Annotated in this window: 19 protein-coding genes and 1 pseudogene; 12 read left to right on the forward strand and 8 right to left on the reverse strand. The window is 46.0% G+C overall.

Annotated elements, in window-relative coordinates:
• Together QUA27_RS18350 and QUA27_RS18355 are read right to left on the reverse strand one after the other, a co-directional pair.
• Window positions 1-2,628, reverse strand: a 2,628-nt coding sequence (locus QUA27_RS18350; protein ID WP_333069559.1) for an NACHT domain-containing protein, incomplete at its 3' end; no start/stop codon positions are given.
• Window positions 2,629-2,777: 149 nt separating this feature from the next.
• Window positions 2,778-3,716 (reverse strand): ribonuclease Z, encoded by a 939-nt coding sequence (locus tag QUA27_RS18355; RefSeq protein WP_333069560.1) that lies wholly within the window; start codon window positions 3,714-3,716, stop codon window positions 2,778-2,780.
• Between the two features lie 264 nt (window positions 3,717-3,980).
• Here QUA27_RS18355 and QUA27_RS18360 point away from each other — a divergent pair, with 264 nt between their 5' ends.
• Entirely contained in the window at window positions 3,981-5,156 is a 1,176-nt protein-coding gene (locus tag QUA27_RS18360) for a SpoIID/LytB domain-containing protein (RefSeq protein ID WP_333069561.1), read from the forward strand.
• Window positions 5,157-5,368: 212 nt separating this feature from the next.
• Window positions 5,369-5,593 carry a hypothetical protein gene (locus QUA27_RS18365; RefSeq protein WP_015174403.1) on the forward strand — a complete coding sequence of 75 codons (225 nt, stop codon included), beginning with the start codon at window positions 5,369-5,371 and terminating at the stop codon, window positions 5,591-5,593.
• A 194-nt stretch (window positions 5,594-5,787) separates the two neighbouring features.
• Here QUA27_RS18365 and QUA27_RS18370 read toward each other — a convergent pair whose 3' ends face one another.
• Window positions 5,788-7,104 (reverse strand): ATP synthase subunit B family protein, encoded by a 1,317-nt coding sequence (locus tag QUA27_RS18370; RefSeq protein ID WP_333069563.1) that lies wholly within the window; start codon window positions 7,102-7,104, stop codon window positions 5,788-5,790.
• Window positions 7,105-7,737: 633 nt separating this feature from the next.
• Between QUA27_RS18370 and QUA27_RS18375 the strand changes: the two genes are divergently transcribed.
• The 3 genes from QUA27_RS18375 to QUA27_RS18385 all read left to right on the forward strand — a co-directional run bounded on the left by QUA27_RS18375 (window position 7,738) and on the right by QUA27_RS18385 (window position 9,596).
• Window positions 7,738-8,259 carry a photosystem I assembly protein Ycf3 gene (locus QUA27_RS18375; protein WP_333069564.1) on the forward strand — a complete coding sequence of 174 codons (522 nt, stop codon included), beginning with the start codon at window positions 7,738-7,740 and terminating at the stop codon, window positions 8,257-8,259.
• 129 nt (window positions 8,260-8,388) lie between these two features.
• Window positions 8,389-8,670, forward strand: coding sequence for an Asp-tRNA(Asn)/Glu-tRNA(Gln) amidotransferase subunit GatC (gene gatC / locus QUA27_RS18380; protein WP_333069565.1), 282 nt, complete (start codon window positions 8,389-8,391; stop codon window positions 8,668-8,670).
• Window positions 8,671-8,879: 209 nt separating this feature from the next.
• Complete coding sequence (locus QUA27_RS18385; RefSeq protein ID WP_333069567.1) at window positions 8,880-9,596, forward strand: potassium channel family protein; 717 nt, start codon at window positions 8,880-8,882, stop codon at window positions 9,594-9,596.
• On the opposite strand, the gene QUA27_RS18390 is transcribed toward QUA27_RS18385, so the two are convergent.
• From QUA27_RS18390 to QUA27_RS18400, 3 genes are all read right to left on the reverse strand, one after another.
• Entirely contained in the window at window positions 9,553-11,169 is a 1,617-nt protein-coding gene (locus QUA27_RS18390) for a cation:proton antiporter (protein WP_333069568.1), read from the reverse strand. The genes QUA27_RS18385 and QUA27_RS18390 overlap by 44 nt on opposite strands.
• A gap of 470 nt (window positions 11,170-11,639) precedes the next feature.
• Window positions 11,640-12,164, reverse strand: a complete 525-nt coding sequence (locus QUA27_RS18395) for a hypothetical protein (RefSeq protein WP_333069570.1) — start codon at window positions 12,162-12,164, stop codon at window positions 11,640-11,642.
• Between the two features lie 74 nt (window positions 12,165-12,238).
• A complete protein-coding gene (locus QUA27_RS18400) occupies window positions 12,239-14,953 on the reverse strand; it encodes a cation-translocating P-type ATPase (protein ID WP_333069572.1) in 2,715 nt (904 codons plus the stop codon).
• Window positions 14,954-15,294: 341 nt separating this feature from the next.
• Here QUA27_RS18400 and QUA27_RS18405 point away from each other — a divergent pair, with 341 nt between their 5' ends.
• Window positions 15,295-15,699, forward strand: a complete 405-nt coding sequence (locus QUA27_RS18405; protein WP_333069573.1) for a BON domain-containing protein — start codon at window positions 15,295-15,297, stop codon at window positions 15,697-15,699.
• A gap of 130 nt (window positions 15,700-15,829) precedes the next feature.
• Here QUA27_RS18405 and QUA27_RS18410 read toward each other — a convergent pair whose 3' ends face one another.
• Both QUA27_RS18410 and QUA27_RS27465 read right to left on the reverse strand, forming a co-directional pair.
• Window positions 15,830-16,216 (reverse strand): hypothetical protein, encoded by a 387-nt coding sequence (locus QUA27_RS18410; protein WP_333069575.1) that lies wholly within the window; start codon window positions 16,214-16,216, stop codon window positions 15,830-15,832.
• A gap of 123 nt (window positions 16,217-16,339) precedes the next feature.
• Window positions 16,340-16,663 (reverse strand): annotated as a pseudogene (locus QUA27_RS27465) (YnfA family protein).
• A 185-nt stretch (window positions 16,664-16,848) separates the two neighbouring features.
• Between QUA27_RS27465 and QUA27_RS18415 the strand changes: the two are divergent.
• The 6 genes from QUA27_RS18415 to QUA27_RS18440 all read left to right on the forward strand — a co-directional run bounded on the left by QUA27_RS18415 (window position 16,849) and on the right by QUA27_RS18440 (window position 23,155).
• A complete protein-coding gene (locus tag QUA27_RS18415; protein ID WP_333069577.1) occupies window positions 16,849-17,304 on the forward strand; it encodes a nuclear transport factor 2 family protein in 456 nt (151 codons plus the stop codon).
• A 56-nt stretch (window positions 17,305-17,360) separates the two neighbouring features.
• Window positions 17,361-18,038 carry a two-component system response regulator RppA gene (gene rppA / locus QUA27_RS18420; RefSeq protein WP_333069579.1) on the forward strand — a complete coding sequence of 226 codons (678 nt, stop codon included), beginning with the start codon at window positions 17,361-17,363 and terminating at the stop codon, window positions 18,036-18,038.
• An 18-nt stretch (window positions 18,039-18,056) separates the two neighbouring features.
• Window positions 18,057-19,337, forward strand: a complete 1,281-nt coding sequence (locus QUA27_RS18425; RefSeq protein WP_333069581.1) for a sensor histidine kinase — start codon at window positions 18,057-18,059, stop codon at window positions 19,335-19,337.
• A 72-nt stretch (window positions 19,338-19,409) separates the two neighbouring features.
• Window positions 19,410-19,967 (forward strand): DUF3124 domain-containing protein, encoded by a 558-nt coding sequence (locus QUA27_RS18430; protein WP_333069582.1) that lies wholly within the window; start codon window positions 19,410-19,412, stop codon window positions 19,965-19,967.
• Between the two features lie 724 nt (window positions 19,968-20,691).
• Entirely contained in the window at window positions 20,692-22,563 is a 1,872-nt protein-coding gene (locus tag QUA27_RS18435) for a protein kinase domain-containing protein (RefSeq protein ID WP_333069584.1), read from the forward strand.
• A gap of 25 nt (window positions 22,564-22,588) precedes the next feature.
• Window positions 22,589-23,155, forward strand: a complete 567-nt coding sequence (locus tag QUA27_RS18440) for a GNAT family N-acetyltransferase (RefSeq protein ID WP_333069586.1) — start codon at window positions 22,589-22,591, stop codon at window positions 23,153-23,155.

Raw genomic sequence — 23,155 nt, forward strand, 5'->3', positions numbered from 1 at the left:
CGAGCTACGCATTGAGTTATCCCCATCTTCCAGACGTGAAAGCAGAGCATTGATGACAGTTTCTGAAGGATTTCTCAACCTGCCCAAAATAGATGCTGTCCAGCTACGCACTGAGTTATCCCCATCTTCCAGACCTAGTACCAGAGCATTGATGACTGTTTCTGAAGGATTTCCTAAGTTACCCAAGCTCTGTGCTGCAAATAAACTTACCGCGCCAACCCTATCTTGAAGACGTAACAGCAGGGCGTTAATGACGGTTTCTGAAGCATTTCCCAACCAACCCAAGGTCTGTGCTACCAATAAACGTACCGTATAATTCTCATCTTCGAGGCGTAACAACAGGGCATTAATAACGATTTCTGAAGCATTTCCCAACCTGCCCAAGGTTTGTGCTGCATCACAACGCACATTTTCATCCCCATCTTCGAGGCGTAGTAGCATGGCAGTGATGAAAGCTTCTTTTTCCTCTAATGCTACTTGATATTCCTTCAATCGATATTGAGGAAGGCCCCTTGCTTTCAAAAGTTGCAAAGTTTGCGCTTCAAACTCAGTCTCACTCATACTGCAAAGGATTTGAAAAACCTGAGAGCGAACTCTGTAACCAACCTCTTTCTCATCCCTTACCTCCAACTCAACCAACTTCTCCAAAATCTCCACAGTTAGACTGGAATCTGCCCCCTTTAAGTCTTTAATATTTTCAGCAAGACAACTGGCAGCAAAAAACAAATCGCGGTGCAACCATTCCTCATGCTCGCTATTGGCAGCCCAAATTGCCCGCATCGCTTTCGTCGCTTTCTTCGGTTTTTGTTGAGCAATCAACAACAGCAACACTTCCCGCCAGTGGGGGTCATGCAAATGCTCTCGAATATGATTGAGAACAATCTCAAAATCATCGTCATCATCTGCCTGATAGCCGATTTGCTGAGCGCACAAATATTCTTGAAAAGTCTTGTGTACAAAAGCGTACAAATCTTGCCCTTGTTCGTTGAGCAATCCCGTCCGCTGTTGAATAAAATCAACAAATCGTTTAGCTTCCTCTTTTGCCTGGAACCGTTCAACCTGTTTTTTGGTTTTAATATTCCGAGTTAACTGATCTAACAAATCCTCCTTGACAATCAGCGTCCCGGCTTCAGGATTATCCGTACTACCCTGAGTGTGAATCCAATAGGCGAGAATTTCCATCAGCCGCCGTAAATCATCTATATCTAAACATTTGAATACCGACTGCTCTGTCAGGTTTTTGTTAGCATCCCAATTCTTTAACAGCGTCTCCACAGCTTTTTCATAAAGCTTGTGGCGTGACCTCGGCAGTACAGCTTGATAGCGGTGAATCAAAGCAATGATTGTCAGCAATAGCGGATTTCTCGCCAACAATTTAATTCGCTCATTTTCAGCGAGAGCTTTTTTAATGCTATCTTTGTGGCGTTGAGCTTCCGCCGCATCTCGAACGCGGCTGTCGTACCAGCGATTAATAAACTCATCAACCTTAGCATCATCAAACAGTTGTAACTGATAGTGTTCAAAGTCCGAAGTATTAAAAAAATCGCGTTTGTAACCAGCAGGGCGAGAAGTAATAATTGCCAGATTTTGATGATACTGCCCCAAAAAACTCTCAATGTGCTGCACCACCGCATAGCGCTTGGATTCTTCAACAACCTCATCCAATCCATCCAACAAAATCATCGCCCTACCGTCTGCCAGCCAATACTCAAAGAAGCCTTCGGGCAGCGGTTTCACGGACATAGTTTTCTCGGCAAACTGGCGGGAATAGTCGAGGAGATTGATATCTGAAAGCCTAGCAAAATCCCGAATCTTAATCAAAATCGGCAAGCAATCTCTCCCAGAATCCCAGCCGAGTTTTTCTGGAGCATTCTGAGCCAACATCACCGCAAAAAAGCTCAGTAAAGTTGTTTTGCCAGAACCAGGAGCGCCCAGCAACATAAATTTATTTGATTGATTTTGATTCAATAATTGTGATGCTAAAAAAATTCTGCCAGAGCGAGTTTCTCTCTGCAACTGTTGCAGGTTTTTGCCTTCCCCCAATTCTTGGAGACCCAATCGAACATGAATATTTACCTCTTCCAAGACATCCGGCATTACAAAAATCTGAGCCAACTTTTCCGATTTTTCGATTGCCTGATCTTCGACTGCAATGCCAGCAAATTTAACATCGTCAAAGCAGTTAGCCAGTTGCTTCAAATAGTCTGCTTTGGCAACTTTAAACCTTAAATAACAACTTGTTTTCTGGAAATAGGTTTCAGCAAAAACCTCCAACCAATCATGCAATCTTTCAGGAGCGAATCTGCCTTGAATTTTCTTATGGTCTGGGACTGTGGTATTAAAGGCTTCAACTAAAAACTCAACTTGAGGCTTTTCTTGGCCGTTGAAAGGTTTTAGGAGTTCTGGAAGTGCTGCACCCGTCAAGAAACTTTTAAGAAAATCTGCGACTACACCCTGTTCGCAACCAGAGAATAATTGATTTTTATCGGCAGCTTCAATCCCACAATTACAAGCTTTTTCAAAATCGTTAGGATTAAATTTTTTAATAGCTTCTTTGAATCCTATTTCTGCAAGTTTTGCGCCGATTCCTGGTGCTATTTTTAAGGCGAATGCTCCCCATTCAATCATGGTAATTTAAAATATTTGTGATTAATATAGTTTACACTGGTATTATTATCAATTTTAGTGATATTTAAAATTTTCTTGTGGGGTGGGCCCCAGAACCCGCCCCGATCGCCCTTATGGAAAATGCTGTCACATCTCAGGCCAGATTAACCCTAGTTTGAAACAGGCCTGGGTACTTCGTAAGTCAAAAAGTCATAGGCCATTTTCGTATTCGGAAAAATTGCCTGGGCTTCCTTGAGCAAATCATCCAGGACGATCGCATTTCCCGGAGCGTAACGCGGGCTAAAATGCGTCATAATTAGCTGTTTAGCCCCAGCAATCAAAGCAACTTGAGCCGCCATTGTTGAAGTTGAATGCAGGCGATCGAATGCCATTTGAGCATCTTGATGAGCAAAAGTAGCTTCATGAACCAACAAATCAGCATCCTTTGCCAATTCGACGGCCCCCTCACAAAAAACCGTGTCTGTACAATAAACAAATTTGCGCCCGATTTGATCCGGGCCACAAAAATCAGTTCCTTTAAACTGTCGCCCGTCCTCTAACTTTACCGTTTTTCCTTGTTTTAATTGACCGTAAAGCGGTCCGGAAGGAATACCCACAGCCTTCGCTTTTTCTACATCAAAATGTCCCGCACGATCTTTCTCAGTTACTCGATAACCAAAAGCAGTAACTCGGTGCTTTAAAGGGCCGCAACTAACAATATATTCGTCATCTTCATAGATGACTCCCTCGTGAATTTTGTGTACCTTAACCGGGTAAGAAAAATGAGTTTGAGAATAGCGAACACCAGCTTGCAAATATTCTTCAAGTCCCGGAGGCCCGTAAAGATCGATGCGCTTGACATTCCCCGCCAAACCGCAGCTAGCCAGCAAACCCATTAAGCCGAAAATATGGTCGCCGTGCAGGTGAGTGATGAAAATGCGGCTTAGTTGGCTGACTTTGAGATCGCTGCGGAGAAACTGGTGCTGAGTTCCTTCGCCGCAGTCAAACAGCCAGAGTTCCGCTCGCTGGGGCAACCGGAGGGCGATGCTGGAAACGTTGCGCGATCGCGTGGGTACGCCGGAGCTAGTTCCGAGAAATGTAATCTGCAAGAGTCAAATCACCTCAATTAAGTCTTAAAAAATATGTTACATATATCCAGAGTGCGACAAATCCGACATATAGGAAATAGTCGCAGGCAGGAACCGGGATAAATCGCTGTTCCTGCGAACATCTCTTCGCTAAAATCATTTTTGACAAGCGTACAGAGTGATCCACCCAATTCTAACGTTTTGTTTCTTCCGTTCCCCTTCCTTTTTCCCTTGCCTTCCCTTAAAAATTCTTAAACTCATACAGCACAGGAGGAAAATTTTCAAATGCAGTCAGGAGTATTTTTTGCTTCCGTTTTTTCGACATTAAAAAAACGCTACTTTTGGATTTCGCTGTTGTTTTGGCTGGCAATGGTAGCCCCAGCACAGGCCGCGCTGATCTTGCGAGTGGCGGTACAAGACGGGGCAAGTCAGGTAAAAGTCGGCAGTTCTACTAAGGCTGCAATCCGCGACGGTAGCGGGCGCAATTTGGGCGAATTGCCGGCAAACAGTTCTCAGTCAGCTCAATTTCGATCGGGAACAGTGGCAATTGGTCGCTGGGCGGCCAACCAAGTTTGGATCGAGCCGACGGGGAACGGTTATGTTTGGATTGGCGATCGCTGGTATCGGGGACGCACGCTTCTAGTTCCCCAAAAAGGAGGCTTGACTGCCGTCAACTACGTGGATATCGAACAATATCTCTACAGCGTTCTCGGCGCCGAAATGAGTGGCAATTGGCCTCAAGAAGCTTTGAAAGCCCAAGCAGTCGCAGCCCGTTCCTACGCTATCCACCAGCGCCTCAAAAGCGAAACCGAGCTTTACGACGTGGACAGCACTCAGTCTTCGCAGGTTTACAAAGGACTGCAAACAGAATCTTCTGGCACTTATTCCGCAGTCGATGCAACCGCCGGTCAAGTTATGGCCTACAACGGTCAGATTATTTTAGCCGTTTTCCACTCTGCCTCTGGGGGACATACTGAAAATGTCGAGGATGTTTGGACGGAACCTCTGCCTTACCTGCGTGCTGTTCCTGACTTCGACCAAGGGGCGCCGGTTTACCAATGGAAAGAAAATTTTTCTCGGGCTCAAATCAGCAGTAAGATTTCTGGCGTGGGCAATGTGATCTCGATGAAGCCAGAACGCACTACCGCTTACGGCAGCGTTTTGAGGATGAAAGTGGTCGGAGATGGCGGTTCTAGGGTCATGACTGGCGCAGATTTACGCCGGGTTTTAAATTTGAGGAGTACGCGGTTTACCGTGATTCCTCAGTATGGGGGCGGTGGGAACCCAAGGAACAGTGCCCAAGCTCCTACCGGTTTTCAAGTTGCTGGCAAAGGTTTCGGTCACGCTGTAGGAATGAGCCAGTGGGGGGCCTACAATTTGGCCAGACAGGGATATGGCTACCAGCAGATTTTGTCGCACTATTACCGGGGTGCTACTTTGGCTAGAATTGCAGTGCAGTAATTGCTGGGAATTGGGAATTGGGAATTGGGAATTGGGAATTGGGTCGAAAAGCATTGGTAATTGGGAACTTGGAAGTGGGGCGAAAAGCATCTTCGCCGAAAAGCATTGGTTATTAGAGCCAACAACAAATAACCAATAACTACTAACTACTGCCAACTGCCAACTGCCAACTGCCAACTGCCAACTGCCAACTAACTACATTAAGGATTGCTATGCAAAAGTGGGAGTATTTATTTGTGGATGCGAATATGTATCCTTTTGGAAACAAGCTGATTAGTTTATATGTAAACGGTGAAGAACAGCGAGATTGGAAACAAGGCTCGCTGCATCTATTTGTCAATCATTTGGGCGAGGAGGGATGGGAACTTGTGGCTCTGGATCACGACTCGAAGTATGACCAAAATTGTTTGATTTTTAAACGCCCTAAGCTTATTTAATAAAACTCGGAGTATAAAAAATTCTGACATCAATAAAAATTGATATTTTCCACAATTATTAGCAACGAGCTAAAAGCCAGTTCCCTAACAAAGATATATTATTGTGGAACAGGCATCCTGCCTATTCTTGAAAAGGGTGCAAGATTTGAGTGCAACCTAACTTAACAATAAACAACAGTTTTTTTTCATTAGTATTACAAGTTGTCCGAGCGATCGATCCTGCGCTGCCATTCGGCATCTATTTTCGCTGACTGCTCTAGTTCTTGTTGGGTTAATTCTGTTTCGGTTGTATAAGCTAAGTCTTCTCCTGTCAGAACGTGTTCGGCTGCAAATTCCCGGGCGTAGGCCAGTTTTTTGAGCAAGTTGGCATCGGGTTCGTTTAATAACATTGCTCGCTGCTGACGCTCTTGATTGCGGGCTTCTATCCGGCTATTTTTCCACTGAATCCAGAAGTAGCGAATTAAAGGAATTGCGAGAAATCCGACGCCGTAAATCAGGATCGTGGGATAAACAGCGCTGACGAAACCGATAAATCCACCTGCGATTAAATTATTAGTTAATAGATTCCCCAAAACTAGCGCACCGACAAGATTGACGGCTCCTAACCCTGCTGCGAGCATGATTTGGCCGGAACTGGCGTTGCTGAAACGCCACAGCATTTCTCGCAAATAAGCTGCTACTAGCTCAGAATTTCTCTCGGTGGCTGTGGTTTGCAATTGTGGGAAGTGGTAGACTATTTGCCCTTCGGGACTGACTTCGGGACGGCCGTCAAAACGGGCGAGGGCTGGTAACATATATTCTTCATATTCTCGGGCGTATCCTTGTCCGAGATTATCTAGATATGGGGCAATTTGTTCGGCGGCGACGGCGCCTCGGTTGTTGCGAATTGCAGTCGCAATATCGCTCCACTTACGCTCTTCTAGATTGTAATTAGGATTGCCGTCTCCAAATAGAAAGGAGAAAACTGCTTCTAGAAAACTCATCTGGGGTTTTTGGCCAGTTAAGCGCGATCGCTGCTGGTAGTATGGTTGGTCATGGTTCCAGTAAAATATCCAGATTAAGTCGTTCCAGAAGTAGGGAAAAAACAAAAAGCCGCCACCTCTGCCGCCCCCGCCGCCACTCTCTCCTCCTCCGCCGCCGCCGTTATTGCTGTCGCCGCTGGAGAGTAAAATCGTGATAGCAACAAAAATTAAGAGGATGGAAGCTACCAGCACTATGCCGAAAGATATCCTAATCAGATAAAATAAAATGCGCCAGATTTTTTGCCACCATTCCTGCAACTGCAAGCGCAAGAATTTGTTTCGCAAAATATCTCGAAAATTCTTGGGAAATAGGTAGGCAATGTCGCCGGATTCTGCTACTTGCAGGTTGCCGCCTGCTTCGGAGGCGAGGCTTAACAGTTCTCGCTGGGCAAAATTGACATCTAATCCAGCTTTTGCCGCCACGTCTCCAACCGTAACGCGGTAGCCAAGTTGTTCGACGGCTTGCATAATGGTGGGATTCGGAGCCATAGGTTTCTCTCTGTGAAAATTACCCGGTTATTTTTATTATATATTGCGGGAATTCGACCGGGTTTTGGCGATCGCGTTTCTGATTTTTTTTGAGACTGCCCTTGACTTTGGGGCAAAATATTGCTAGTGTTTTGCCGAATAACTTTTAGGTATGGGCTGAACTCGGATAGCTTAATAAAACTTTGTGATTGAATTTCTCCTCTGCAGGCTATTTGCTTGTTTGCTCTGAGGGTCAACGACGGGGATGGTGAGTACAGTTAGTAGGGTACGGTGCGCGATCGTCGCCCGTTGGTGTTAGCTTTCGCGATCCGAAGGAAAGCCATCGAAGAGGATTGTCCCTGCACCCTCCAGCAGAACTTTTTTCACCGTTGCGGGTTTTTGTAAGTTTTGTGTAGAGTACGAGATAGAGGTTAAAGAAATCTGGTTTTTTTGCAAGTCTTGCAAGACTTATATAAAATAGATAGAACTTGCGAGAGTGTTAAACCCAAGGGCGTGTTTTAAGGTTCGCAGTTGCGATCGACTAAACTTTTTAGCGCCCTCAACACAACGGTCCACTACAACAGTGGCGCAATTATTAATAGGAAAACTTTACAGGCTAATTTTTCTGATTAGCCGCTAACCAAAGAATCGCATATGCCAAGAACTCAACGCAACGATAACTTTATTGACAAAAGTTTCACGGTAATGGCTGATATCATCCTAAAGATTATGCCAGCCAAAAAGCAGGCGAAGGAAGCTTTTGCTTATTACCGGGATGGTATGTCGGCTCAAGCAGATGGCGAATATGCTGAAGCCCTGGACAATTATCATGAAGCGCTGAAGCTGGAGGAAGATCCTTACGATCGCAGTTATGTCTTGTACAATATGGGGCTGATCCATACTAGCAACGGCGAACACGATAAAGCTTTGGAATATTACAGCGAGGCTTTGGATCTAAATCCGAGAATGCCACAAGCACTGAATAATATTGCTGTGATTTACCACTATCAAGGGGAAAAGGAAAAGGAAGCGGGCAATCTTGAAGGGGCGGAAGGCCTGTTTGATAAAGCTGCAGATTATTGGAAGGAGGCTATTCGCTTGGCCCCTAACAATTACATTGAGGTACAAAATTGGCTGAAGACGACAGGTCGATCGCAAATTGATGTGTATTTTTAACTATGATGGGAATGGGGCAGAGGGCATGGAGCATTAGTTATTTGTTCTATGTTTGTTGTTGGTTATTGTTTATAATAAGCAATTCCCCATTCCCAATTTCCCATTCCCAATTCCCCATTCCCAATTTTTATGATTGACAGAGAAGAAGTTCGGAAAGTAGCGAATTTAGCGAGATTGGAATTAACGCCGGAAGAAGAAGAGCAGTTTACTGGTCAACTTAACGGTATTTTGGATTATTTCGAGCAGTTGAGCGAACTGGATACGAGTAAGGTGCAGCCGACAACGCGGGCGATCGATGTTAGTAACGTGATGCGATCGGACGATTTGCAACCTTTTCCTGAGCGAGAAAGTATTTTGGAGGGAGCCCCCGATCGCGATGGGGAGTTTTTTAAAGTGCCTAAGATTATGTAGGGTTCCCCCTACGCACCTAAATGAGGAACATCCCTTGAGGGGCGGGCTAGCAATGCCTACCCCAAAAGCAGATTAAATTAACTGTGGAACAGGTAATAAGTAAGCCCGGTATAAGCCACCCCACAAGCCGCTCAAACTGATAGAAACCCAACACAAGATCGCTCATAGCGATCGCTCTGTAAAGTTCATTTTTGGGGTGACAAATAGTCATGTACGTATTAATTGGTGGAGCCGGAATGATGGGGCTGGGTTTAGCCCAGCAGTTATTAAAACTCGGTCATACAGTTGCAATCATCGATGCCGACCCGCTGGCATGTCGTTTTGCTCGAGAAAAAATCGGAGTCATGGCATTTGAAGGCAGTGCGGTGAGCACAACGGTTCTTCTGGAAGCGGGTATTAAACAAGCAAACGCCGTCGTTGCTGCACTCAGGGACGATGCACTGAATTTAGCGCTGATCACCCTATCCAGAAGCTATGGCATTTCCCATATTGTGGTGCGAATGCGCGATCGCGAATTCATGGAAGCCTATCGCCTTGCCGGAGCCAGTCACATCATCAGCACGATTGATTTGGCAGTCGCAACAATGGCAAATGCGATTGAATACCCTCAAATCGAATCGATGATGCACTTTGAACAAGGACAAGTTGAGGTGCTAAAGCTGCCCGTTCCAGGCGATTGCAATGTGGCAGGTCGCACCGTTGCTCAAATTGCTCAAGACCCTGGTTTTCCAACAGGTTCGCTGATTATTGGTTATCAATGCCATGCCTGCGCCAATCTGGAGATTCCAAACGGCAATACTGTTCTAGAAGCAGGTTCTACCATTCTCGTCGTCACCCGTCCAGAGCTAGTTCACCAGATGATTGATTACCTCGGCATTCGCGCTAGTCATCTGCCAACGTTAGAAGTTTCTCATCCAAATCTTTGATGTAAGGCTCAACCAGATCCTCTGGAACAATTCGTTTGCGGAGGGCATCGCTAACGGCTCCTTTTTCTGCTAAAAGTAATCGCCGTCGAATCGTATCTAGCCCGCTGCGATCGCCCTGTACTTGCCCGGCCCGATGTTGATTGTAGAGATCGCGCAGCACTCGCTCAGAGTGTGCTACTCGCGCTTGATATGATGCCCATAACTCTTCGTAAACTGCCTTCGGCAACACGCCAGATTTCAGCAAACTATCTAGCTCATCTTGAGCCGCTTTGGAAGCGATCAACTGAATCTGTAACTGCCCAGCTTCCTGCATTACATCAGAAACACGGCTAATTTTTAGTCGTTTTACTATCCACGGTAAACTTAATCCCTGTCCGACTAAGGAGAATAAAACTGCCCCGAAAACCAGGGCAATGATGTTATCCCGTCCTGGTAGGGTCAAGGGAATCGCAACAGCTAAGGCCATTGATAGAGACCCTTTAATATTCCCTAAAACTAAAATGTGCTGCCACCGTAGCGGAATGGGACGATCGAACCAGCGCAGCCCCGCTAATAACAAATAGACCGAGAGAATTCGTCCGAGTTGATAGGCCAGAATGACGAATAAAATGGATGGCAAAATTCTCCACAGCGTCAGCGGGTTAATTTCAATCCCAATCAACAGGAAAATAAACGTATTGACGCCAAAACCAGCGTATTCCCAGAAACTCAGCAAGGTAATCCGATCCGAGGCAGACGAACTGCGAGGCAGCCCGAGGTTGCCAAAAACAAGTCCGGCGATGACCACCGCCACCGCCCCCGATACGCCTAAAAATTGTCCGATTTGGAAGGTTCCCAATGCGAGAGCGACGGTTAGCAAAAGGCTACTCAGCCGATCGTTTAAGCGAACAAATATCGGCACGCTCAAATAACCTAAAACACCCCCGACCACTGCCCCACCTAAGGCAACCACGAGCAGTTCCTTCACGCCTTGTATAGGGGTGAGAGAACCTGTCGCATAAATGACCAAAACCAAATTAAATGAAATTAGAGCAGCCGCATCATTGAACAGAGTTTCTCCCTCAACAATGGTGGACAATCGAGAAGGCACACGGATTTCTTTAAAAACCGCGATCATCGAGACTGTATCAGTGTTTGCCAGAATGACTCCGATCAGAAATGCCGGAATCCAGTCTAGCCCTAGCCCAAATTTAACCAGAACAGCGATAATAGCAGAAGAAAAGATAGAGCCTGGACCCGCCAGCAGGGCGATCGGCTTAAAGGTACTGCGGAGACGGCTGATATCCGTATTGATAGATGCTTCAAAAATAAGAATGGGTAGAAAAAGATTTAATACTAAAGATGGGTCTAAACCTATTCGACGCGATAAAACCTCCGTAATCGGCAAGCCTGCTAACACTAAGCCCGTTACATAGGGAATTCGCAACCGTTGAGTTACGAGTGCCACAACAGTTGCAATCAGCAGCAGAATGATCAAGATGATGACCAATTCAGGAATGACTCCTGCCGTTTGGCTATTTGTAGCAGGCTCGCTGCCCAAGGGAGTTTGTTGCGCTACAATCGACTCTATCACCGATACTCCTCCCATAAACTCGTTTTCCTCAAAGAAATTAACAGATTAACTACCGTTTTAGTCTACAGGAGACGGTTCACTCTGTTGTAGGCGTAACTGCAATTTATGTGGTGTATTTGGATGAATGCTGAAAAAGCTGAAACGAGATTTATGGGCGGGATCGGCGATCCGATCGTTTTTAAAGTGCAATTTTTTTGGTAGATATGGATAATTTCCAAACCCTTATAGGATGCTAATTGCTCTTAATTGTGCTGGTTTTTAATTTTTTTTAACAGTCTCTTCTGAAGTGTTGCCGACCCGATCGCGGTTGCCGCTAAGGCGGGTACTGGAACTTGTCGAGCCGTATGTCAGGAATAGGAGAGCGATCGCCCAAAATCATCTACCTTCCAATTTTTGAGTTGGTTTTGGACGTTCTGATTCGCGGGACTAAATTCCTCGAAGGTAATCGTCCTTTCTTACCTTGAATTTACCTAGGCATCACAGACACGCCACGTCAGAATCTCCCAACGTTTAAGGACAGGTTCAGCAATCACGATCTCATTTTCTCTTGCCTCCATAACGAGCAAATAATCTCCCTGGTTAAATCTGTGATTGTAAATTCTTGCTTGTTCTTCTGGTACCAACCATCCTTGAAGTGCGCCGTATAGACCGCCAGCAGTTGCAGCAATCCCACTTCCAAAGAAAGTTGCTAAAATGCTTTCCACCGCTAATGCCTGACCAATACCAGGAATTAGCAAGCTGCTGAGTCCAACAATTAAGGCTAGTGAACCTAGTCGTATGCTGCCTAAGATCGCGCCTACTTGTGCGCCTGCTGCTCTTGTGATTAAAATTTGCTGCACGCCCAGAGAGTCCAAATCATCATTGTCAGAAGGTTTCGCAATCACTGAAATCTTGTGCATGGGGAAGCCTCTGCTTTTTAGCTCAACTAGCGCCTGCTTTGCGTTTCGATGATTAGTAAATAGGCCGCTAGCACGTTGGAGGTTTTGGTAATTCATGAGAAATATTCAACGCTACAAAATTGGTAAATAGTGTGTAAAGCCGCTGGCAATGGTTGCATCACAAAAGCCACTTAGTTCAGAGGTGCAAAACGCTTTAGCAAAGCTGACAAAGGAATCATGGGCAGTCCGAATCCGATACAAATTAAGCCTTGGATTATGTTCAAAGCTTCTGTGTCGAATAACTGATTCATAATGCCCAATTGGCTAAACAGGAATTGGAGAATGAAAATAGCCCCAATGCCGATCGCCACAGCATAGCCAACGGATTCATCTTTACCGCGCAGTTTGGCGGCGATCGCCGGAATGAAGCGACTGATACTTAACAGGTAAAAAGCTTCTGCCGCCACCAATGCTTGAATTGCCATCGTCCGGGCTAGAGCTTCATTGCCTGTGGTTTGGACGATCCATTCAAACATCCCAAAGATCGCAATCCAGTTAAATACCGAAACTGTCAGAATCCGAGCGGTCAGCCTGCGAGACAGAAGCGGTTCATTGGCAGGTCGAGGCGGCTGTTGCATGACATCGGGAGAGGGTGGCTCAAATGCCAGCGGTAAGCTCAATGCAACTGAACTGACCATATTCAGCCAGAGAATTTGTACTGGCAAAATGGGTAGCGGGGTTGCCAAAAGTACGGCAATCAAGATGGTCATCGACTCTCCACCATTCACGGGCAGGATGAAGGCGATCGCCCGCAGCAGATTCTTATAAACCGTGCGTCCTTCCTCAACGGCTTTCTCGATCGAAGCAAAGTTGTCATCCGTCAGAATCATATCTGCGGCTTCTTTTGTCACTTCAGTACCCGTGATGCCCATCGCTACCCCAATATCAGCTTGCTTCAGGGCGGGAGCATCATTAACTCCATCTCCAGTCATCGCCACAATCTCGCCCTTAGACTGAAGTGCTTCGACAATGCGAAGCTTTTGTTCTGGCGCTACACGAGCAAATACAAAGCTTTGTTCGACAGCATTGGCGAATTGCTGCTGATTCATTTGAGCGAGTTCTTGACCGGTAAAAACGGGAGCCTCTTGGGTTTGATTCAGTCCCATTTGGTGCGCGATCGCTGCTGCTGTTTTGGCATGATCGCCCGTAATCATCTTCACCTGAATTCCAGCAGACTTACAGGCTTGAATCGCTTGAATGGCTTCGGGGCGAGGCGGATCGATCATGCCTTGCAGCCCCAGAAAAGTTAACCCTTGCTCAATATCAGAATGCTCAATTGAAGATTGAGAAGCGGGTACAACTTTCTTGGCAAGTGCCAGAACTCGTAGCCCTTTTTTCGCCATCCTCTCCACGGCTTGCTCGATCGGCGCTGGGTTGATGGCGATCGCCTCTCCCTCTTCATCGAGCATCTGGCGACACCGCTTCAGAATTGCCTCAATTGAACCCTTGACAAAAATCAACCGTTCTGGGCGATCGTCATGTAAGGTTGCCATGTATTGAAACTGAGATTCAAACGGCAGTGTATCGAGCCGGCAAAGCGCTTCCTCCAGTTTCTCAGTGATTAACCCCGCTTTTTGGGCTACGGCAACCAGCGCCCCTTCCGTTGGACTGCCGATCGCAGTCCAGTTCCCGTCTAGTACGTCTAGATAAGAATCGTTGCACAACAGTCCTGCTTGCAGGCATTCATATAAAGCAGGTGCGTTCGGCAGGTCAACGGAGTGTCCGTTTACAGAAATTTTCCCGTCAGGTGCATATCCTCCACCGCTAACCCGATATCGCTTTCCACCGGCATCGATCTCTTGAACAGTCATTTGATTTTCTGTCAAGGTTCCGGTTTTGTCGGAACAAATCACGGTGGTGCTGCCCAGCGTCTCAATTGCCGGAAGTTTGCGAATAATGGCGTGTTGGTTTGCCATCCGGGAAACGCCGATCGCCAGTGTCACCGTTAAAATCGCGGGCAAGCCTTCAGGAATTGCGCTGACTGCCAGCGCCACAGAGGCCTTGAACACCTCAACCCAAGAAAATCTCTGGGCAATGCCTGCAGCAAAGGTGAAGGCAGCCAAACCTAAAATGACGTACAGCAAGGTTTGGCTAAATTTGTCAATTTTGCGACTCAGTGGGGTTTCCAACGCGGTGCTTTGCTGCATCAGTTGGGAAATGTGTCCCGTCTCGGTCATGTCACCAATGCTGACGACCAGTCCGCGTCCCTGTCCAAACGTTACCAGGCTTCCGGTATACGCCATGTTCGTGCGCTCGGCCAGTGGAACGTCTGCCTCTAGCGCCTGGGATTCCTTCTCAACCGGGACAGATTCTCCCGTTAACGCTGACTCATCGACCTGTAAGTCACGGACTTCGATCAGCCGCAGATCCGCAGACACTTTATCCCCAGAAGACAGCAAGACGAGATCGCCCGGAACCAGTTCGCTGGATGAAACCACTTGCTTTTGACCGTTGCGGAGAATGGTTGCCTCAGTTGCAACAGATTTTGCTAAAGCGGCGATCGCATTTTCGGCCTTTGATTCTTGAACAAAACCAATGGTGGCATTCGTCAGAGCCACCCCAAAAATTACCCCTGAATCAATCCACTCTTTGAGAAATGCTGTTACTATGCCAGCGGCTAACAAAATGTAGATTAGCGGCTGATTCAGTTGCTGAAAAAATCGCAACCAGGCACTTTGCTGCTTCTGAGCCGTTAGTTGATTGGGGCCGAGGATCTCGCGCCGTTGTGCTGACACATCGGAAGATAGACCTATTTCCAGGTCAGTATCTAAAAGCCGAGCCACTTTCTCGACAGAGAGGTGATGCCAAGAGTGTTCTACTAATTTTTCTACATTCGTTGCAGTCATAAAGTTTCTTGTCAAGCCAAGTGCTTCTCTGTTGTTTCGTCTTGTTTCTAGCGTCATTGATGAATGTGAGCAAAAAGTGATGGACTGATTTCTGTTACTCACATTTGGATCACATTTGCTCCCTAGACATAGGTAGATAAGGGATTGAGATAGCTTGTGGACTTGCAAACCTCAGTTCACTGTATTTGATTTATTGTTGCCTTTTAATAGTGCTGTAAAAAGCATTACTTTTGATGGAGGAACGATTGTACATTCACTTGTTAAGTTGAGATGATGAAAAACTTCCTGCTGAAGTTTATCGGCAAAATTGCGTTTCAAAACAAACAAAACAGACAAAGAGTATGCAATTATTAAAGCTATTGGTGCAAGGAATCAGCGTCAGCACTGTTGCAATTTTGGGTTTAGGTGCTTGCAACCCGCCCAATAATTCACAGACAACTGTTCCATCTACTTCTGGTCCCACAACTGCCACTGGAAATACGACTGCTCCAACCGCTTCTGCGCCTGCAACCACGACCGCACAGACGGCTGACAATCAAAACATTGACGATATTGCCGATCGCGTAGAAGATGCCTTGGACTCGGATACCACCCTCAAGCAATTCGATTTGGACGCAGACGATCGAGCTAATGCGATTGTGTTAACCGGGCGCGTTCAAACGGCCGAACAAAAAGCATTGGCAGAACAAATCGCTCGGCAAGTTGCAGCGAATGTTTCCATCACTAACGAAATCGTCACTCAGTAGTTCCTAACAGTGAAGTGGCAAGAGCCTTTGGCGCTTGCCACTTAACAAATTTGCGCGATCGCAGCCAGGAAACCTATGGATTTGCCAGCCTTATTTGACTGGATGCGATCGCAATATTGAAACAATAAACTTATTCAACGATCTCGTAACGGACTAACTGGCGAACATTTTGACGCGATAACTGTAGTTCTTGCGCGATCGCTGCCTCTATCTGGGTTGCGTCAGTCATTGGCAATTCTAATTCCAATTGCTTCAAAATGGGTTCTGCTGTTTCTACCGCAACCAAGGTTGTTCCTTGTTTTCGGTTAATCACCGCGTTGATGAGCAATATATTGACAGACACTGTTGCTTTAAGCTGGGTATCTGCCTGAAGTTTATTCTTTGGGATCTGGGGTTTTTGTAATTCTTGAGCCATTAGGAAACTGGAACCAACCCAAAACGCGATCGCCACAATCGGCAATGGCAACCAAAACTCTGCGCCTGATGCTTTTAGCCAACGTTTAGTAACCTGCCACATACTACACCTATCTGTTTTAAACGCTTGCCCGGCGATCTATTTGCACTTTAGTGGACCGATCGGTATGCTGAAATCATACTCAAGGGAGATGCGTCAACTATTCGAGTTCTATATAAACAGCAATCAGCGATGTGGGCTGAACAAAATTACAGCAGTTCCAATCAGGGAAATTGTAACACCAAGCAAGTCCCACTTATCTGGCTTAACTCCTTCAATGAGCCACAACCAAACCAGAGATGTAAGAATGTAAATACCGACCTAGGCAGCATATACTCTTCCAGCATTTGAAGCATTGACTTGAGTTAGAGAAAGCGCAAAACTGATTAAAGCTAAAATGCCTGGAAAAATCCACAAAATACTCTTTTCAAGTCTCACCCATGCCCAGAAAGCGTAACACCCAGAGATTTCTCCTAGAGCTGCAAGTAGAAAAAAAGTAAGTGTTGGCATTTTTAGATTAATACTTAAAATAGGTAAATTTCACCAGCATATCAACAGCAATTCTCATTTTGGAACCCTTGCACTATAAATTGAGCTTTCAAGCCTAGATTGCTAACGAGGGAATAAGGGTTTCAGATACCGAAATTCTTCAAAATAGCGAGTTTTGATGGGAATCACTCTCATAATCTTGCATAATGAAACCTGCTGTCACCATACCTCTTATGTCAGATCAACTTATGTCAGATCGACCTGCACCAGAAATCGAACTGCTCCATGCGGCGTACGCAGCCTTCAACGCGCGGGACATTGACGCTGCCCTTGCCCTCATGACTCCGGACGTGGCTTGGCCGAAAGCGTTCAAAGGCGGTTTTGTCCGTGGACCTGAAGAAGTTTGCGCTTACTGGACGGAGCAATGGAGCGAGATCGATCCGCACGTCGAGCCGGTTTCCTTTTACTCGGAGGAGATCGGGCACATTTTGGTCGATGTGCATCAGGTCGTGCGTGACTTGGCTGGAGCAGTTCTTGTCGATGAGCGCGTGGGTCATCGATTCACCCTCGATCGCGGCTTGATTCAAGCCATGGAAGTCTGTCCATCTCCATCGTCCACCCCAGAGTCCTCACCAGTTCAAACTTCTCTGCCAAAGTCATAATGAGAATTGCTGGCATATCAATATATCAACGTTTATAAGCCAAATTAAAGAAATATATGAGAATCCTACTTGTGGAGGACGACCCAAAGCAACTGATGCCGCTGCAAACGATACTAGCTCAAGCAGGACATAGCGTGGATGGGGTAAAAGATGGAGAGACGGCACAGTGGCTGTTATCAGAAAAAGATTATGATTTGTTGATTTTGGACTGGATGTTGCCACATATCAGTGGGGTAAATCTGTGTCGTCAATATCGAGCCGCAGGGAAAACAGCGCCGATTTTGATGATCACCGCAAGAGACACCACCCCTGAAAAAGTGACCGGGTTAGACGCAGGTGCAGATGACTACTTGGTGAAACCGATCGATTTGGTTGAATTCATGGCACGAGTCCGGGCATTAAGACGGCGATCACCCCTTTGGCAAGGAGATACGCTCAGCCTTGAGGATCTGCACCTCCACCTCGATACTCTGACTGTTGAGCGACAAGGTGCAACCGTTTCCCTCTCCAGTCGCGAGTTTCAGTTGTTGGAATATTTTATGCGTCATCCTCGACAGGTTTTGAGTCGGAATCAGATTGAACAAGCGGTGTGGGAATGGGGGACTCAACCAGAGAGCAATGCGATCACCGTTCTAGTTCGCAAACTCCGCCAACGCTTGCAGGCTGTAGGATCGGCAGACTGGATTGAGAGCATTTACGGTATGGGTTATCGCCTCACTTCCCCTGAACAGTAACGATCGTAAAGGCACGCCGTGTTCAATCAAAGTCGTCGCAATCTGGCTCGTTGGTTCACCCTCTCAATGGGAAGCATTCTCGTGCTGTTTGCTGGGGTGATTTATCAGATTGAGGTGAAAGATAAACTAGAAGCGCTTGACCTACTGCTCTATGACAAAACTAGAGTCATGGCTGCCAGCGTGTATTATGAAGTTCGCCAAAACCAGAACCAGGTCGATCTGAGTCATGTCCCCTTGTTAGGCAGTGGGTCTCATCCCCTTGCAGAAGATCTGATTTATGTGCGCTGGTTTAACGCCCAAAGGCGGCTCGTTCGTTTTTTTGGAACTCCTTCCCCAGAGCAGTTAAATACGCCCTTTGGTTATCTCACAGTTCGATCAACCGATCCACTTTTGGGAAAAGGAATCTGGCTGCGTCAGGTGACATTACCCGTTGAAGGTAGAACAGGGGTACTCGGTTATCTTCAGGTTGCAACTCCCCTGACAGAAACTCAAAACAGGCTCACTGAGCTTCAGATCGTGCTAACTCTCGCTGTCCCGCTGACACTGGGCTTAATTGCCCTCACAGGTTGGTTTCTTAGCGGGCTGGCCATGCAACCGATTCGGCAAGCCTATCAACAACTTCAACGCTTTACAGCCGATGCTTCCCATGAGTTGCGATCGCCCCTCTCTGCCATCCTCACCAATGCCCAGCTTGGGTTAATGATTGCGACTGATGACTCGCGCTACCACCCCCCCTTGGAAAACATTGTAGACAGTGCCAAATCAATGGGACTGCTGGTGAATAATTTGCTGCTGTTAGCTCGTCATCAAGGACGGCTTGTGCCTGAATCGCTCAAGTTACTCAATCTCAACGATCTGCTGAGCAATTTAGCAACCGAGTTCGCTCCGCTTGCACAATCTCAGAACCTCAAACTAACCTACAAACCCTCTGAGCAACGGAGCGAATTGTGGGCTGACCCTGATTTGCTACGGCAGGTAGTCGAAAACTTGCTCAACAATGCCTGTAAATACACGCCTGCTGGAGGAATGGTACAATTACGCTTAATTTCCCATCCAGGCTGGGCAATCATTCAGGTACTCGACACGGGCATCGGCATTCCAGAATCGGACTTACCCTATATTTTCGATCGCTTCTATCGGGTTGACACTGAGCGATCGCTCGATAGTGGTGGATTTGGCCTAGGGTTAGCGATCGTGGAACAGATTGTCGAGGCCCACGGTGGAAAAATTCATGTGACGAGTGAAGTGGGCAAAGGCTCAACGTTTCAGATTGAACTGCGGCTCAAACCTTATCACTAAGCCGCCTCAAACGAGAGAGAAGGTGCACTCTGCTGTAGGCGTAACTGCAATGTATGTGGTGTATTTGGATGGATGTTGATGGAGCTGAAACAGCATTTCTGGGTTGCTTGGGCGATCGCCGCGATCGTCATTACCTCTTGTTCAGAGCAAACTACCTCACAAAGGCAACAACCTGATACAAAACGTGAAACCTCACTGAGATCGGTCACGTTAGATAAAACAAAAGTTGTGATGGGACAAACCGTATATGTCCCTATTTATTCGCATATTTATCACTACAATAGCCAGGATGATGTGATGGAGTTGTCAGCCACGCTCAGTATTCGCAATACGGATCTGACGAATTCGATTATTATCACTTCTGTGCGTTACTACGATACCGATGGGCAATTGATTAGGCAGGATATTAAGAGTCCTGTAGAACTCAAGCCGCTTGCTTCCACAGACTTTTTCATTGCAGCAAATGATACAAGTGGAGGGTCAGGTGCAAACTTTATTGTGGAGTGGGTTGCAGAAAAAACGGTTTATGAGCCTATCATTGAAGCTGTCATGATTAGTACCTCTTTTTCTCAGGGCATTTCATTTGTTAGTCCTGCTAAAGTTCTCAAGCAACACAGGATGCAGAAGTGATTTTAGATGATTAAATTATTGCTCTATAAGGTAGTTTTTGATTAGCCTATAAGGGATTGCAGGATGGTTAGTAAAATGTTGTATTTTGTCAATAAAATTTCTATACGTTCATACCAAATTAGCTTTTGACTCATTTTTTGTGGCAATTTTTGTTAATAGAGTACGTTCACTAACAGCAAGAACTTTCTACTTAATATCTTTTAATAATGTTGATTAAATGTTGGGAAATTAAACCTTTCATTAAATTAAATAAAATATTTTTTTAGGGTTGCTTAATTAGGAATAAAAAAATACTTATAAATCAAGAATTTTTGTGAACACTGGTTTATATAATTTGTCTCCTTACTCTTTTATACCGTAAATCAGAAACGCCTATTTTTTCAATCAGGCAGCTATAAAGACTGAAAGTTGTCAAGTTAAGTTGAGTTGTTTACAACAACCAAAATACTTAAAAAGAAAACCCCTAAGAACTTTTATTAGACTTGACTAATCCCGACATTGATTGTAACATTGATAGCGTTGCTTAATCATGGTATAAAAAAATAACTTGAAAATCGGGAAGTTGGGTAAATACTGGTTTCTATGACTTGCATATTTAGCCTTTCCTACCCTAAATCAGCAACGCCAAATTTTCTAAAGTGTGAGAAGAGGTATAATATGTATTGCCTGGTGCAAACCTTCAACAAATAAAATTTACAAGCAGAAATTTAAAATCTAAAATCGAATGAGTTACTGCCTAAACCCCAACTGTTCCAAGCCGCAAAACCCTCCCGCAGCCAAAATTTGTAGGAATTGCCGTTCAAAACTGCTGCTGCGCGATCGCTACCGGGCTATAAAGGCGATCGGACAAGGCGGTTTTGGTAGAACATTTCTCGCCGTTGACGAAGACAAACCCTCAAAACCTCGCTGCGTCATCAAACAATTTTTACCCCCAGAAACCCAACTCATCCCATCAGCAAGCAATCGCAACAGCAAAAAAGCAGCCGAACTTTTTGAACAAGAAGCAATGCGATTAGACGAATTGGGCAAACACCCTCAAATTCCCGAACTCTTAGCCTATTCCATCCAAGACAGCAGACAATATGTAGTCCAAGAATTTATCGACGGGCAAAATTTAGCACAAATTGTAGAAACAGAAGGCACATTTACAGAAAATCAAATTCAAGACTTACTCAATAGCTTATTACCCGTCCTTCACTTCATCCATTCCCACCACGTTATTCACCGAGACATCAAGCCCGGAAACATCATCCGCCGCGCCGACAAACAATTAGTTTTAGTAGACTTTGGCGCCGCAAAAATTGCCACAGGTACAGCCTTACTCAAAACAGGAACTAGCATCGGCAGCCCCGAATACATCGCCCCCGAACAAGCTAGAGGCAAAGCATTTTTTACCAGCGATTTGTACAGTTTAGGCGTAACTTGTTTGTATTTGTTAACTCAAGTTTCCCCTTTTGACCTGTTCGATCCTGGTGAAGATGCCTGGATATGGCGGCAGTATTTGGCCAACAACCCGGTGAGTGAACAACTCGGAAAAATTTTAGACAAAATGATTCAAAATGCTACCAACCGCCGCTATCAAACGGCTCTTGAAGTATTAAAAGAAATTAATCCCCAAGTGGCGATCGATCTAGCAATTCCTCAAATAAATTCCAAGTTAGTTAAACCAGGAAAAACTCCCCCCCAGCCCCAACAGCAAACCTATAACTGGCAATGTCTTCACACCCTGACAGGTCACAAAAACTTAATTTACTCTGTGGCTTTCAGCCCCAACGGAGAAGTTGTAGCCAGCGGCAGCGATGACAAAACAATCAAGCTGTGGGGAGTTGAAGACGGGCAAGAAATTCTCACCCTGACAGGACACGCTAACTCGGTTTATACAGTAGCTTTCAGCCCGGACGGACAGATGCTAGCCAGCAGCAGCCACGACAAAACTGTCAAACTTTGGCGGATGAAAGATGGGCAAGAAATCCGCACCCTGATCGGTCACAGTAACTCTGTTTACGGGGCAGCTTTCAGTCCCGATGGCGAAATTATTGCTAGCAGCAGTTGGGACCAAACAATCAAGATTTGGCGAGTCAAAGACGGGCAAGAAATTCGTACCCTTGCGGGCCACACCAATTTAGTTTATTTTGTTGCTTTTAGCCCTGATGGCGAAACTCTTGCTAGCTGCAGTTGGGACAGAACAGTCAAAATTTGGCGAGTTAAAGATGGGAAGCTAATTCGTACACTTACAGGTCATATAGACTCCGTTCGTTGCATAGCTTTTAGTCCAAATGGAGAGTTTTTGGCTAGCGGCAGCCATGACAATACTATTAAAATTTGGTGGATCAAAGATTGGCAAGAAGTTTTAACTATCACAGGACATTCTTGGTATGTTGATTCTATTGCTTTTATTCCCGATGGCGAAATTCTGGCTAGCAGCAGCAATCAAACTATCAAGATTTGGCGAGTGAAAGACGGCCAAGAAATTTGTAATATTGCAGGTCATACTAACTCGGTGTATTCGGTTAATTTTAGCCCGGAAGGAGAGTTTTTGGCTAGCGGCAGCAGTGACAAAACTATTAAGATTTGGCAGAATATGATGTTTGTTTAATAGCCCATAATTAAAGTTATAAGTCATGATAAAGATTGTAACCAAAAGATTTCTGCTGCGTGACTTTGTAGATTCCGATCGATCGCCATTCTTGGACTATCAAGCCGATCCGCGCAACCAGACATTTTATGAACCCGATCGGTCTACTCCCGACCATGCCGCACGTCTATTCGAGATGTTTCAGGCATGGGCAGGCGATCGCCCTCGACTCAATTACCAACTGGCGATCGTACAACGACAGGAACCTTACGCCCTTGTCGGTTGCTGTGGACTGCGGGGAAGATTGTCTGAAACTGGCGAGATGGAATTTGGTCTGGAACTGGCACCAGCCTATTGGGGACGATATGCCTACGCGATCGAGGTGGGGCGTGCGCTGCTGGACTTTGGTTTCGCGGAACTCGATCTGAAGGCGATCTCCGGGTCTACCGTCAGTGCAAATACCCGGATCGCTCGCTTGGCCGAGTGGATAGGAGCAGAGGTGGTTGCTACCCGCCCAGGGTCCTCATGGATGTCCGATCGCGGTTGGAGCGAGGTCGATTGGCGGATTGCACGGGCGCAATGGGAGCACCGTACTCTGCGGCACGGCCGATAA

It is taken from the genome of Microcoleus harperi Pol14_C6 (assembly GCF_036701295.1).
Lineage (GTDB): Bacteria > Cyanobacteriota > Cyanobacteriia > Cyanobacteriales > Microcoleaceae > Microcoleus.